The organism is Tenacibaculum aquaeponti (assembly GCF_057221555.1).
In genome coordinates, this window is sequence record NZ_CM170147.1 from 1,858,231 (window position 1) to 1,872,380 (window position 14,150).

Genomic DNA, 14,150 nt, shown 5'->3' on the forward strand with positions numbered 1-14,150 from the left:
TTTAATTCATTACAATAGATGGAGAGTCAGCTTCTGGCTTCTTAACAGCGGCAATATTGTTTTTCTTAGCATGTTCAGCCGTTAAAACAGGTATTAATTTAACCATCTGAGCAGGCGTTAAAATACCATCACCATCTTTATAGTCTCCACCATTTTTATCATAAGTACGACCATTAATGTATGCAGAACCAAGCGTAACCCTATCTTTTTGGCTTTCTTGATATACAATGGAAATATCAGTTGGATAATTGGTACGCTTTGCATCTTTAAACATGGTTTGAAGCATTTTGGCATATTGCTCTGCGGAATATTTGTCTTTTGTACCGCCAGAAATGTATAGAACCAATGCAGAATTTTTGATTGAAAGTGTTTCCGCATCACCACCGTGTCCAACTTTAATTATTGGAGCATTGTTATTGGTAGTAACTTCTGTTTTAGCAGCGCCATTAAATGCCAACAAATTGTCATTAGATGTCTGTGCCTTTAACGTGCCAAAGGCACCAAGGGCAATAAGACTTAATGTTGCTAGTTGTTTCTTGGCATTCATAATTTTATTCCATTTCTGTAGGTTGTTTATACCATGTATTTCAATGTGCGGGCAATCTTGTGATGTCATAAGTATTAAGATGTTAAGATTTACGGTATTGATTGTTTAAAATAGGTACTGAAATGCCCATTTTATTGCTTTTAATACTGGTTTTATACCCAAATATATCCGCGTCCTTGGCAAGTAGGACAGGTTTCACTTCCTTTTCGGGCATTGTAAATACGCCCCGTTCCATTACACATCGTGCATTTTTGTTTGTGGTTTGACATGATTTTTATAATTTATTTATACGGCTTTTATGCCTCAAATATATTGATTTTTTTCTAATAGAGGCTTGTAAGCCGTATTTTTTAACAATTAAATTACGGTTATTTCGATACTGTATGGGAATAGATAACAGTAAAAGAATAACCAGTATTGCAGAACGCATAAAGAAACTCCGCATAGATGCAGGGTACACGAGCTATGAGAATTTTGCTTTGGACAAAGGCTTGGATAGAAAGCAGTATTGGAGATTAGAAAAAGGTCAAAACTTCAAGATCGAAACCCTTTTTCGTTTGTTAGATATTCATCAAATTACTTTGGAAGATTTTTTTAAAGAATTGAGTTAATCAAATGAAAATTTGCGTTCTGCTTGAGGTGTTTTAAATACCCTTCCAGGTAGCAGTTGTTAATAGCTGAATTGCCAATACACTTGAAAAAAAACTGCAAGATTTTAAGCAGCATTTTTATGAATTTTGGGAGGTATTGGTTGATGAGTAGTAGTTTATACAGAGTCTTGATATTTATGTCAAGTGTTTTTTTGAAAAAAATCGTAAACCACCTTATTATTGGGATCGATATATAAATTGAGCTAAAAAACCTTTATTTATAGCTCAAAAAAATATTATATTTGAGCTATAAAAAAGAAAGATATAGCTCATGACAGCTTTTAAATGGAATTGGCAACAAGATAAATGGCCTAACTTCACCTATGATGAAGAGGCTTTGCTAGGGTTAGAACTTGCATTTATTCAATCTAGCGCGATGGCATTAGGTGCTTTGAAGCATGTATCTAACGATGAGAAAGATCAGTTACTTGTGGAAGTATTATCTGATGAAGCCATGAAAACCTCAGAAATTGAAGGTGAGTATCTAAATCGTGATAGCATTCAGGAGTCCATCAAGAAAAATTTAGGATTAGCCGTTGAAAACAGAAAATTACCTGCTGCCGAGTTTGGAATTTCTGAAATGATGGTCAATCTATATCAGACCTATGATGAGTCATTAACAAACGAATATTTATTTGAATGGCATAGAATGCTTACCAATGGCAGAAGGGATTTGGTTGATATTGGTCGCTACCGAACGCATGAAGATCCTATGCAAATTGTTTCTGGTGCAAGGATGGATAAGAAAACGGTACATTATGAAGCACCTCCTTCCAACAGTATGGCACATGAAATGAAAGCTTTTAACGATTGGTTTAATGAGCAACACGCAAATGGAATGAGTGCTAGTTCATTATTGGCAAAATCAGGAATCGCTCACTTTTATTTTTTAGCTATTCACCCTTTTGAGGATGGAAATGGAAGGATAGCTCGGGCAATTTCAGAAAAGTCTCTTTCTATAAGTTTGGGTCGCCCTGCCCTGATTTCATTGTCCCAAATGATTCAATCCAATAAGAAAGCCTATTATGCATCTCTAGGTGAACATAATATGAAGTTAGACCTTACAGAATGGTTATTGTATTTTGGTCAGACAGTTATTGATGCTCAAAATAACACCTTACAGATTATTGAGTTTTTAATTCAAAAAGCAAAATTCTTTGATCGTTTTGCTAATCTAATGAATGAACGCCAAACGACTGTTGTACGTCGTATATTTAGAGAGGGACATCATGGTTTTAAAGGTGGTTTAAGTGCAGAAAACTATACGCGCATTGCAAAAACTTCTGCGTCAACAGCAACAAGGGATTTAAAAGATTTGGTAGGTAAAGGTATTCTGTTTAAAACAGGAGAGCTAAAAAGTACACGTTATTATATTAATTTAGAAGAAGCTTAATGAAATCAACCGAAATAAAATATAATGTTCAGAATCTAACAGACAACTTTTCAAAAGACGAATTCATATTTGATTTGTTGATTGCTTATGGAATTTCAAGGACTTCTGTAACAAGGCTAAAAAAAGGAGATTATAACTTATCAAAGGTTGATGGTGAGATTCTTTATAAAAAGAAAATCTTTTTTAAAGAAGAGGCTACTGGAAAACTCTTAAGCAGTATTGATACCATTGCAAAAGACGAACAAATCTTAAAATACAAACCAAGATTTGCAATTCTAACTGACAATAAACAAATTGTAGCAAAGGATTTAAGATTAGGTAAAAACTTAGATATTGAAATAAAGGAACTGCCTAACTATTTCGATTTCTTTTTACCATTGGCAGGTAGCGAAGTATATAATTCAAGTAACGATAATGAAGCAGATAGAAATGCCTCGTACAAAATGGCTTCTTTATATGATTTGCTAATTGAGGAAAATCCAAATATTTATAACTCAAAAGAGAGCATTCATCATCTTAATATCTTTTTATCCCGTTTATTATTTTGCTTCTTTGCAGAAGATACTGAAATTTTTGAGCAGGAAAGCATTTTTACCAATACACTTGCACAACATACTGCTAAAAACGGAAGTGATACACACTCTTTTTTAGATGATTTATTTGATCGCTTAAATAGTGAAAGTGAAGATAATTATCCAGATTTCTTAGCTAAATTTCCCTATGTAAATGGCGGACTATTTGGTCAAAAAGTACACTCTCCAAAGTTTAATACTAAAGCTCGAAAAATATTACTTGAATTAGGTGATCTTAATTGGTCTGAAATTAATCCAGACATCTTTGGTTCAATGATACAGGCAGTAGTTATTCCTGATTACCGTAGCGATCTTGGAATGCATTATACCTCTGTAACTAATATCCTAAAGCTTATTAAACCTTTGTTTCTTGATGAATTATACGAAGAATTTGAAAAAGCAACAACTGTAAGACAGTTAAACGCACTTATTAGAAGAATTTCTAATATCAAATTCTTTGATCCAGCATGTGGTAGTGGTAATTTTTTAATTATTACATACAAGGAAATCCGTTTACTAGAGATCAAAGTTTTACAAAAAATTACTGATTTAGAGACTTCCCCTACTTTTAAATGGACTTCTATTCAGCTCTCGCAATTTTATGGGATTGAAATAGACGATTTTGCCCATGAAATGGCAATACTTTCTCTTTGGTTAGCAGAACACCAAATGAATCGAGTATTTGAAGAAATGCTTTTTGATTTCGGTAAATCTAAACCCATATTACCTTTAAAAGAGGCAGGTCAAATTACACAAGGGAATGCAACAAGAATAGATTGGGAAGCAATTTGTCCAATTTCAGTAGAGGATGAGGCTTATATTATTGGAAACCCGCCATATTTAGGAAGCAACTTACACTCTGACGATCAGAGAGAAGATATGTGGAGAATTTTTGGCACAAAGAATTTAAATCGTCTTGATTACATAGGGACTTGGTTTTTACTAGCTGCAAGGTATATCTCAAGAACAAGTGCAAAAGCAGCTTTTGTTACAACAAATTCTATTACACAAGGAGTTCAGGTTCCAGTTTTATGGAGCAGAATATTTGAATTGAATGTGTTTATCCATTTTGCTGTAAAATCCTTTAAATGGACTAATAATGCCAAAGGCAATGCCGGTGTTACGGTAGCTATAATAGGTCTATCATCTTCAAGTGTAAAAAAGGTTCTTTTGTTCGATAAAAACTATGTAGAAACCGTAAAAAGTATAGGTCCATATCTCATTAAAAACACCTGTGTAATTGTACTTCCAAAATCAAAGCCACCAAAAGGATTTCCTCCATTAGTTATGGGAAATAAGCCTGCTGATGATGGAAATTTAATTTTAAGTCAGCAAGAGGCAGAAGAACTCACCTCACAATATCCTGATAGTAAGAAATTTATCAAACACTACTCTAGTGCAGGTGATTTCTTAAATGGAAATCATAGGTATTGTCTTTGGATAGAACCAAAGGATGAAAAAACAGCTAAAGCAATTCCACTCATTAAAGAAAGAACAGACAGACTTTTTACTTTTCGTTCTGAAAGTAAAGCAAAGTCTACCAGAGATTATGCAGAATATGATTTTAGCTTTAGACAAATTTCTTTCAAAGATACGGATGGTATTATTGTTCCACGAGTTTCATCAGAAAACAGAACTTACATTCCCTTAGCATATATTAGCTCTGATACTATTGTTTCTGATGCTACCAATATTGTATATGATGCAGAACCATGGATTTTCGGTTTTATCCATTCAAGAATCCATATAGTATGGGTAAGGGCAATAAGTGGAAAGTTAAAAACAGATTACAGGTACTCAGCAAAGTTGTGTTACAATACTTTTCCCTTTCCTGAAATCAGTAAAAAGAAAAAAGAGAATCTGAATCTCTATGTATTTGCTATTTTAGATGAAAGAGCAAAACATCCAAGTAAAACCATGGCGCAATTATATAATCCTGACACCATGCCAAAAGGATTGTTGAAAGCTCATCAAGAACTAGATACAGCCATTGAGCAATGTTACCGTTTACAACCTTTTAAAAATGATACCGAACGTTTGGAGTTTTTATTCAAACAGTATGAGGAAATGGTAAAAAGAGACACGCTTTTTGCAAAACAAAAGAAAATAAGAAAAAAGACAGCGAAAAAATAAGATATGCCGAACTTAATAAATGTAACATACAATCAAACAGGAAAAAGCAAAAACACCAACGCTTTAGGAATGCGAGAAATGCAGGAAAAAGCCTATGAAGGTAGAACTGCACAATATTTATTAATTAAAGCACCTCCAGCATCAGGAAAATCAAGGGCTTTAATGTTCATTGCTTTAGATAAATTAAAAAATCAGGGTTTAAAAAAGGTTATTGTTGCTGTTCCAGAAAAGTCTATCGGCGCATCATTTGGAACAACAGAACTAAAGAAATTTGGTTTTTTTTCAGATTGGAATCCTAACCCTAAATATAACCTTTGCACACCAGGAAAAGAAAAAAGCAAGGTAACAGCTTTTTTAGATTTTTTAGAGTCTGATGAATCAATTTTAATATGTACTCACGCAACATTTCGTTTTGCTTTTGAAGGTTTGAACCCTAAAAAACTTGATAATACTTTAGTCGCTATTGATGAATTTCATCATGTATCAGCCGAAGGCGATAATATTCTGGGGCAAGTATTAAAGAGCATAATGGCGAACTCATCAGCTCATATAGTAGCCATGACGGGTTCATATTTTAGGGGTGATAATATTCCTGTTTTAATGCCAGAAGACGAAGCAAAATTTACAAAAGTAACTTATACCTACTATCAGCAATTGAATGGTTATGAATATTTAAAATCTTTAGGTATTGGTTATCATTTTTATACAGGTAAATATTTTAAGAAACACCCTGATAAAGAAATGTCAGCTTTGGCTGAAATTTTGAATGAAAATCAAAAAACAATTATTCATATACCTAGCGTAAATTCAGCAGAATCTTCTAAAGAAAAATATGAAGAAGTTAATCACATTATAGATGTTCTGGGTGTATTAGACTATCAAGATGAAAAAACAGGTGTTTTGTATATCAACAGTCATAAGACAGGTAAGATTCTGAAAGTCGCCGATTTAGTGAATGATAATCCAAAATCCAGAGAAAAAATAAGCACTTATTTACGCAATATAACTTCGGCAGATGATATTGATATCATCATAGCTTTAGGAATGGCTAAGGAAGGTTTTGATTGGCCTTATTGCCAACACGCTTTGACAATAGGTTATAGAGGATCATTAACTGAAATTATTCAGATAATTGGTAGAGCAACTAGAGATAGTAATAATAAAACCCACGCTCAATTTACCAACTTGATTGCTCAACCTGATGCAGAAGATGAAGATGTTAAATTCTCTGTAAACAATATGCTAAAAGCAATAACTGCATCTTTATTAATGGAACAAGTATTAGCTCCTAATTTCAAATTTAAATTGAAGAAAGATGAAGACGATGATGATGATGAAAATGAAGACGAAAATACTATTAAAATTAGAGGTTTCAAGTTACCTACGTCACAAAGAGCTAAAGATATAATTGAAACAGACTTAAACGATTTAAAAGCAAAAATTTTACAAGACCCTCAAATGCTCAAAGCAATGCCAGGGAATATTGAACCAGAGGTTATCAATACTGTTTTGATCCCTAAGATTATTCGAGAAGTTTATCCTGACTTAGATGAAGAAGATGTTGAAGCTGTAAGACAACACGTAGTAGTAGATTCAGTCATAAAAAATAGTACGATTGAAGAACAAGGCGATAAGAAATTCATTAGAATGGCAGGAAGTTTTGTTAATATTGATGATATTCATATTGACTTGATAGACCAAGTAAACCCTTTCCAAAAAGCATTCGAAATCTTGTCAAAATCAGTTACCACTCAAGTTTTAAAATTGATTGATGAACATATTCAATCCACCAAAATTGAAATGACCGAAGAAGAAGCTATTTTACTATGGCCTAAAATCAAAGAGTGGGTAAAAAACAACAAAGGAGAACAACCAAGCATTCAAGCATTCGACCAGAAAGAAAAGAGAATGGCAGAAGCTTTAGTATTTTTGAGAGAATTAAAGCGTAAAAAAGCATTAGAAAATGGCTAAGAAGAAACTAACAATAGATGACATTTTCAATGATGATGATTTTGGGCTATTAGATTCTAAAGTCAAAACTTCTACTGTGAAAACAGATGAAGAAAGACTTATTGATTCATTTGAAGAAATAAATCTTTTTATAGATAAAAATGATAGAGAGCCGAATAAATCAAGCATGTCAGAATATGGTTTATTAGCAAAGCTTAAGAACTTTAGAGATAATGACGATCAAAAGAAAATCTTAAAACCTTATGACCGACACAATTTATTGGGTCATGTGGAAACGGAAAAGCCATCTATTGATGATATTTTAAATGAAGATGACGAGTTTGGTTTATTAGACTCTGATAAGGATTTGGATATTTTTAAATTCAATCACACTCCTAAACTTGAAGATCGAGCAGAGGCAGATTTTGTAGCTCAACGAAAACCAATGAAAGAAAAGGACTTTAAGGAATATGAAAACATGTTTTTACAAGTCTATAAGGAAATAAAAGAAGGTAAAAGAAAGATTAAACCATTTAAGAATATTGAAAAGAACTTACATGTTGGAGATTTTTATTTAATGAATGGTATTATGCTTTATTTGGAATCAGCAAACTTACAGAAAGATGAAATTGAATTAGGTTCTGGTAATAGAGTACGGATTGAAGGTCGAACAAGAACCGTCTTTGAAAATGGGACATATAGCAATATGCTTTATCGTTCTTTAGGTAAACAAATCCAGAAAGACGGTAAATTAATCACTAACACTTCGGACAAAATTGAGCACGATTTATTTGTGAATTCTGGACTTGTTAAAGAGGAAGACATTCAATCTGGTTGGATATATATTTTGAAGACAAAATCAACATTACAAGAATTAACCGAAATTAAAGATTTATACAAAATCGGTTTTTCTAGTGATTCTGTAGATAATAGAATTAAAAATGCTAAAAATGAAGCTACTTATTTATTTGCTGATGTACAAAAGGTTGCGACTTACAAGGTCTATAATCGTAACGCAAACAAACTAGAAAATCTCCTACATCGTTTCTTTGCGAATGCATGTTTAAACATTGATTTATACAACGATAAAGGGCAACGACTCAATCCAAGAGAATGGTTTGTAGTTCCTTTAGAAGTTATTGAGGAAGCAATTCAATTGATTTTAAATGAGAACATAACCAATTTTGAATATGATGTAATGAATAAAAAATTAAAACTTAAAAAATAATCTGATTAATGGATAACGAATTAGATCAATTAGCCTTTTCTTTTTTTAAACTTTTTGCTCAATATGAATCATCTCTTAAGGAGAATGGCTTTTTTGTTTCTGGAGGAAATAAAAAAGTAATTGTTGATTGGGATCGTTTTGCAAATGAAGTCATAGGCAACAACTTCATTAATGATTTGGGAGATAAAGCAGAGTTTGCAAACTATATTCTTCAGGAACCACCCAAAAGACAAAGTGTTAATGAAGAAGGAAATATTGTTTGGCAAGCCGTTTCTAATGAAAATAAATCTGTTCAAAGCCTTTTTGGTCACATTTCAAGAGTAAGGAATAATCTGTATCATGGAGCAAAGTTTAATGGCTCGTGGTTCGATCCAGATAGAAGCAAAAGATTGCTTGAATCTAGTTTAGAAATACTAGAACGATTCAAAGAAAAAATCATGCTTTAAACTGTGCGACGTTCAGAAGCAAACAAGAAAAATGAAAAGTGATCAAATTGAAGAATATTTATCAGATTTAGAAGATAAACTTCTCAACAAATCAAAACATTTTAGAATAAGAATAACCCGAGATTGGACCAAGCAATTTCCAAAACAAGCTGCGGTCTATCTTTTCCGTGAAAACGGTAAAGTTTGCTATATAGGAGAAACAGGCAATTTTTATGGAAGAATGGGAGATATTTTAAACACATACCATCATACCTTAAGAAGAAATCTAGGTCATTATCATTTTAAAAACCATCCATTATATGAGAAAGCCTCTTCTCGAAAAAAATATGCTCCAGAAATCGAACTGTTATTAAATGAGCTAATAGAGACCAACTTAACAATGTCTTTCATACTGACTGATTTAGGAAGAAAAGAATTAGAAGAAAGATTGTTTGAGAAGTTAAAACCTAAATATAACTTAAAAGGTAAGAGAGGTTCACACCTATCTAAAAACTTATGATTATTAATAATTAAAGTGTTAGTAATAAACTAAAAACAACCATTTTATGAATTAAAAATCATCAGGCAAATATTCCTTATATTTATTCTTTAGGTATTTTAAACCTTGCTTGTTGTCTTTTAGATTCATATTAAGTTTATCCTTAATGAATTCTAGTTTAATTTTTGCTTCGCTTAAAATCCTTCCCCAAGTCAAAATAAAGACATCGAAGTTATCACTTTTGACAACATGACCATACTCCCTACCAGTTTGAGATAATAACGGTTTTATTTCATCTTTAAAATCTTTTGCCAATAAAATAAATTTCCATCTAGTCTTATCTTTAGGAAATCTTGTATCACCTGCAACTTTTGAAGCATAAGATTCAATCTGTGATTTTTCTGTAAATCCTATTTTTAGATTTGGCTTTTTCAATTCAATAACTAGATTTTCTTTTCCTGCTGAGCCTAAACTAAATTGTTGCCATAAACAAACATCTGGTATTGTTTTCAAATCTTCATTATCTGATTCATCTACTACTTCTTGAAAATCTTTTCTACCTATATCTTTAAGGTATTTTTTTAATACATTTTTTAGTGTCACATCATCAGCTCCGTAAGTGAAATTATCACCAAAAATCCAAGTCTCATTTACAATAATTTTATGAAGATGTTTGCGCTCTTTTATTTCTTTATTTATATCTGTGTCATATATAAGCTGTTCCAATCCATTTATAAAATGTAATCGGTTTTTAATTTCTGTAATAGAATCAATAATACTTGATAAAGAAGTTTCTTCTAGAATTTCTACTAATTCATTTCTCTTCTCATCTGGTAGCTCTATAACCTCAGATAATATTTTCTGTAAAGCAGTAGCATCTTTTTCTAAAGCCTCTTTGATTAAAGAAAAAGTAAATTTTTTACTTTTATCATCTTGCTGATCAAAATCAGGAAGATATTCATGCACTTGTAATGCTACTATATCAAATATTTGATGCTTACTTTTCTCAACAACTGTTTCGGGTTTTTCAGTAAAAGGATAAAGTCCATCCTTCTTTAATTGATTAATATATTCATAAGATTGCTTATGCAGTTGCTTTTTAATGTATTCTTTTGCAATTTTTTTTGCTTCATTATGAACATGATTGATGTTTGGATTTAGCTTTTCAAGAATAAGTTTATTGTCTCTGTGTAAAAGTTCGATGTATTCTGACTGAATAAATATTGATATCGGAATTGATGAGCGAACACCTAAATTAGTTTCAGAAAAAGGAACTCCAGTTGCATTACATAAATAAGTTTTCTTTTTTTCTATTGGAAAATTCCATTCTAAGATTTTAATTGTAAAAAGATAGTTGCTTCCATCAATCTCAATAGGTATTGACTTCTCCATTGAATCTTTAATGAGAGAATTAAAATCCAAAGCATCACCATTAAACAAGATTTTAAAATTTGGATAACTTAAATAATAAGAAGAAAATTTATGCTCAAGCTCTCTTCTATACTTTCTATTTAAGGCTTCATCCGCTTGTTTAGTATTAACATTTAAAATCTCTACACTTAGTCCAGAACTTCCATTTCCTTTAGGAAGGAGTTTCAAATCACTAAAAACTGCTTCTAATAATCTATTCCTATCAAGTTCAATTTGAAATTCAGATAATTGACCATTACCATTTTTTTCGAAATTGCTTGTAAATCTAACTAAATCCCCAAGAGCTAAGCTCTTTAGCCGTCCTTTTCCTTCTTTACCATGATATAATCTTCCATTAGGGCTCTGGGTTCTAATCTTTTTTTCTGAACCACCTAACATCCCAAATACTTTTTGAGCTTTATCATATTTCAAACCGTGACCATTATCACTAATCTTAATGTATTCGTAACCATTAAGAGGTGTTTTTTTATATGATATATTAATTTCAGATGCATCAGCATCTAAAGCATTCCAAATAAGTTCTGAAATTGCTGTAAGCCCATTAGCCCTAGTCAATGATTCTATATGGTCACGTTCAACACTAAGGTTTATAGTTTTTGACATTCCTTTGAATTCGTTTTTTAGCGATTGAGAACTATAAAAATACTTATTTACTTCTATTAAACTGGTGTTTTGATATTTTTTTTCACGTACTATTAATTAAGACAACTAAAGTTAATCCTTGAATATTTGTTTTTACATTGTTTTTACAATAGAAAAAGAAAAAGGCTTTCAATTTCTTGAAAGCCTTGCTGTTACTAGTAGCGGGAGCAGGACTCGAACCTGCGACCTTCGGGTTATGAGCCCGACGAGCTGCCTACTGCTCTATCCCGCGATATTGGACGGCAAAAATACGTCTTTTTCCCAGTAAAATCCAAATAAAAAATAACTTTATTTTGAAAAAACTATAAATTCTACTGATCTATAGATTAAAAGCAGTCTTTCCTGTGTCTGATAATCCAAAAAAAACAAATAACACTATGTTTTGTGAGTTTCATATATACTTCACTTTGCATAATATTTTATTCGTCACAAGAAAAAGAATTCTATAAAACTAAACAATAGATTTCGGTGAAGTTAAATAGTAAAAACTAAGAGTGTTACTTTATCTTGGGGATTATATGTTATGTTAGGGGAAACAACACCCTTAGCCGTTTACAAGCTTAAAGTTAATCTTTTTATTAAAACCTGCTTAATTAAATGAAGTAACAAAAAGTAACATACTGCAAGATTTAAGCACATTGATTATTATAACACATTTAAAAAATTACTTTTGAAACTTGAAAATCTATCATTATTAAAAAGTTAAAAGTATGATTATCTCAAAAAACACGTTAACTTTTTTAATAGTCCAAATACTAAAACTTGACACAATTCATGATTAAAACTTTAAATCAAGGTCATCTTACGATACTATTATGAAAAAAGTAATTATAATAATAGGATGTTGTCTTATATATTTAGCGTTCTCTTCACATTATTCATCCGATTTTGAAACAATTGAAAATTGTTTGGAATCTAATTATAAAAAAAAAGATGTTGATTTATACTTATTAGATTCTCTATTAAACACTAACATAGAAAAAAATTACAAATTCTATTACAAATTAGCTGTAGAGAAAAAAGAAAAAGGTATAAAAACAAATAATATAGAATTACAAATTTTATCTAACAGATTAATTGCTGAATGTTTTTTATTACAAAATAAAAAATCAGAAGCTTTTAAACATTTAAGAATAGCCAATAATTTACTAGCAAAAAGACTAAAAAAATCATACACCGATTTTTCTATAAAATATGGAATGGCTTTGTTATTAATGAAATGTGAACAATTAGATCAATCTCTAAAACATTTTTATGAAGCACTAGATGTTCTTAATAGCTTATGTCCAGAAAAAAATCATAGAAGATTTCATATTTATAATTATATAGCTTCTATAAATTTTAAAAAAAATCAAAATCAAGAGGCCTTAAAATTTTATTTTAAGGCTTTAAACGAGACAAAAGAGTTAGGAAATAACTTATTAAACTCTTCAGCTTATAATAATATTGGGTGTCATTATTATTTTACAAAAAATAATAAAAAAGCAGAATCTTTCTTTATTAAAGCCAAAGATGTATTGAATCATGAAAAACACCCTCTATTTTTAGTAAATATCGAAGAAAATTTAGCCCACATTGAAATTGAACGTGGTAATTTTCATCGGGCATTAAATTTGTATAAACATGTTGAAAAAGTTAGATTGAAAAGCAACGAAAATAAATATGATATTTTCAGCAAAATAAATCAGTTTGTTTGCTATGCTAAATTAAAAAATCACAAAAAAGTTGAACTTACAGATAAAGTTATTACAAACTATTTTAAAGAAAGAAAAGAAATCTTCAACGAAAGATTAAACAGATACCTTAAAAAATTTATTAATAGTAAATTAAAGTATTTAAATGATAATAATTTTAAAAATAAAACAATTAAATTTCAAAGTGAAATAATTAATAAATTAAAACTAGAAAACGAACAGAATAATACCGATTTTAAAATTTTAAAAGATAATTTTTTAAAAATTCAAGAACAAAATTTTAACGACCAATTAGAATTAGAAAAAGAAATACACTTAAGTAAACAAGAAGCATTTCACAAAAAAATAATTTACTTTATAATAACGATTAGCTTAACTCTTTTAACTATCATTATACTATTGATGCTAATTAGAGTAAAAAACATTCATCAAAAAAATCAGCTTCAAATAAATGAACTGAATGAGCTTAAGTTGAAAAACACTGTTAATGAAAAAAACACTCTTTCAAGAGAATTATCATCGGTAAATAATAAAGTAGAAAACATATTAATTTCTAGTAAAGTTAAAAGAGATTTTTTAAAAACTATTCTTGATAACATTAATCAACTACCCGAAAAAAAAGATATTTCTAACGGGATTAAAAAAATCAAGATTGATATTAAATCTAAAATCCTAACAGAAGAGAGATTAATAACTTTATATCAAAACGATTCTAAAATCAACCTAGATTTTATTCAAAATTTAATTGATAAATATCCTAAACTAACAAAAACAGAAAGAGAAGTTTGTTCTTTAATAAAACTAAATCTTTCCAACAAAGAAATCTCTCAAATAAGAGGAACAACTATTGCTTCTGTAAAAATGACTAGATCTAGGATAAGAAAGAAAATGAATCTAGAATTCAAAGATGAATTAAATCGATTTATACAAAACATATAATATTTAAGTTTAAAATATAACAGTAATTACAGCTATTAAAAAAAATT

General features: G+C 30.4%; 11 protein-coding genes and 1 tRNA gene. 8 read left to right on the plus strand and 4 right to left on the minus strand.

Annotated elements, in window-relative coordinates:
• Nucleotide 1: 1 nt before the first annotated feature.
• A complete protein-coding gene (locus tag AC2TEO_RS08185) occupies nt 2-616 on the minus strand; it encodes a hypothetical protein (protein WP_442267636.1) in 615 nt (204 codons plus the stop codon).
• A gap of 83 nt (nt 617-699) precedes the next feature.
• Nucleotides 700-816 carry a hypothetical protein gene (locus AC2TEO_RS08190; RefSeq protein ID WP_442267637.1) on the minus strand — a complete coding sequence of 39 codons (117 nt, stop codon included), beginning with the start codon at nt 814-816 and terminating at the stop codon, nt 700-702.
• Between the two features lie 114 nt (nt 817-930).
• Here AC2TEO_RS08190 and AC2TEO_RS08195 point away from each other — a divergent pair, with 114 nt between their 5' ends.
• From AC2TEO_RS08195 to AC2TEO_RS08225, 7 genes are all read left to right on the plus strand, one after another.
• The gene (locus AC2TEO_RS08195; RefSeq protein WP_442267638.1) at nt 931-1,158 is read left to right on the plus strand and encodes a helix-turn-helix domain-containing protein; all 228 of its coding nucleotides are present in this window, start codon (nt 931-933) and stop codon (nt 1,156-1,158) included.
• A 310-nt stretch (nt 1,159-1,468) separates the two neighbouring features.
• Nucleotides 1,469-2,590 (plus strand): Fic family protein, encoded by a 1,122-nt coding sequence (locus AC2TEO_RS08200; protein WP_442267639.1) that lies wholly within the window; start codon nt 1,469-1,471, stop codon nt 2,588-2,590.
• Nucleotides 2,590-5,295: a DNA methyltransferase gene (locus AC2TEO_RS08205; RefSeq protein WP_442267640.1), complete on the plus strand. Its 2,706-nt coding sequence runs from the start codon at nt 2,590-2,592 to the stop codon at nt 5,293-5,295. Before AC2TEO_RS08200 ends, AC2TEO_RS08205 begins: the two co-directional genes overlap by 1 nt.
• A 3-nt stretch (nt 5,296-5,298) precedes the next feature.
• Complete coding sequence (locus AC2TEO_RS08210) at nt 5,299-7,266, plus strand: DEAD/DEAH box helicase (RefSeq protein WP_442267641.1); 1,968 nt, start codon at nt 5,299-5,301, stop codon at nt 7,264-7,266.
• Nucleotides 7,259-8,473 carry a GIY-YIG nuclease family protein gene (locus AC2TEO_RS08215; protein WP_442267642.1) on the plus strand — a complete coding sequence of 405 codons (1,215 nt, stop codon included), beginning with the start codon at nt 7,259-7,261 and terminating at the stop codon, nt 8,471-8,473. The genes AC2TEO_RS08210 and AC2TEO_RS08215 overlap by 8 nt, the downstream gene beginning before the upstream one ends.
• An 8-nt stretch (nt 8,474-8,481) precedes the next feature.
• Nucleotides 8,482-8,919: a hypothetical protein gene (locus AC2TEO_RS08220; RefSeq protein WP_442267643.1), complete on the plus strand. Its 438-nt coding sequence runs from the start codon at nt 8,482-8,484 to the stop codon at nt 8,917-8,919.
• A gap of 31 nt (nt 8,920-8,950) precedes the next feature.
• Nucleotides 8,951-9,418 carry a GIY-YIG nuclease family protein gene (locus AC2TEO_RS08225; RefSeq protein WP_442267644.1) on the plus strand — a complete coding sequence of 156 codons (468 nt, stop codon included), beginning with the start codon at nt 8,951-8,953 and terminating at the stop codon, nt 9,416-9,418.
• A gap of 51 nt (nt 9,419-9,469) precedes the next feature.
• On the opposite strand, the gene AC2TEO_RS08230 is transcribed toward AC2TEO_RS08225, so the two are convergent.
• Together AC2TEO_RS08230 and AC2TEO_RS08235 are read right to left on the minus strand one after the other, a co-directional pair.
• Entirely contained in the window at nt 9,470-11,431 is a 1,962-nt protein-coding gene (locus AC2TEO_RS08230) for an ATP-binding protein (protein WP_442267645.1), read from the minus strand.
• Nucleotides 11,432-11,629: 198 nt separating this feature from the next.
• Nucleotides 11,630-11,702, minus strand: a tRNA-Met gene (locus tag AC2TEO_RS08235).
• 583 nt (nt 11,703-12,285) lie between these two features.
• Here AC2TEO_RS08235 and AC2TEO_RS08240 point away from each other — a divergent pair.
• Entirely contained in the window at nt 12,286-14,103 is a 1,818-nt protein-coding gene (locus AC2TEO_RS08240) for a tetratricopeptide repeat protein (protein ID WP_442267646.1), read from the plus strand.
• Nucleotides 14,104-14,150 lie beyond the last annotated feature (47 nt).

What these genes read in the sequence shown, in the direction of transcription:
- AC2TEO_RS08185 (WP_442267636.1), bottom strand. Translation starts at nt 616, where the DNA reads ATGACATCACAAGATTGCCCGCACATTGAAATACATGGTATAAACAAC.
- AC2TEO_RS08240 (WP_442267646.1), top strand. Translation starts at nt 12,286, where the DNA reads ATGAAAAAAGTAATTATAATAATAGGATGTTGTCTTATATATTTAGCG.
- AC2TEO_RS08210 (WP_442267641.1), top strand. Translation starts at nt 5,299, where the DNA reads ATGCCGAACTTAATAAATGTAACATACAATCAAACAGGAAAAAGCAAA.
- AC2TEO_RS08195 (WP_442267638.1), top strand. Translation starts at nt 931, where the DNA reads ATGGGAATAGATAACAGTAAAAGAATAACCAGTATTGCAGAACGCATA.
- AC2TEO_RS08230 (WP_442267645.1), bottom strand. Translation starts at nt 11,431, where the DNA reads ATGTCAAAAACTATAAACCTTAGTGTTGAACGTGACCATATAGAATCA.
- AC2TEO_RS08205 (WP_442267640.1), top strand. Translation starts at nt 2,590, where the DNA reads ATGAAATCAACCGAAATAAAATATAATGTTCAGAATCTAACAGACAAC.
- AC2TEO_RS08225 (WP_442267644.1), top strand. Translation starts at nt 8,951, where the DNA reads ATGAAAAGTGATCAAATTGAAGAATATTTATCAGATTTAGAAGATAAA.
- AC2TEO_RS08220 (WP_442267643.1), top strand. Translation starts at nt 8,482, where the DNA reads ATGGATAACGAATTAGATCAATTAGCCTTTTCTTTTTTTAAACTTTTT.
- AC2TEO_RS08190 (WP_442267637.1), bottom strand. Translation starts at nt 816, where the DNA reads ATGTCAAACCACAAACAAAAATGCACGATGTGTAATGGAACGGGGCGT.
- AC2TEO_RS08200 (WP_442267639.1), top strand. Translation starts at nt 1,469, where the DNA reads ATGACAGCTTTTAAATGGAATTGGCAACAAGATAAATGGCCTAACTTC.
- AC2TEO_RS08215 (WP_442267642.1), top strand. Translation starts at nt 7,259, where the DNA reads ATGGCTAAGAAGAAACTAACAATAGATGACATTTTCAATGATGATGAT.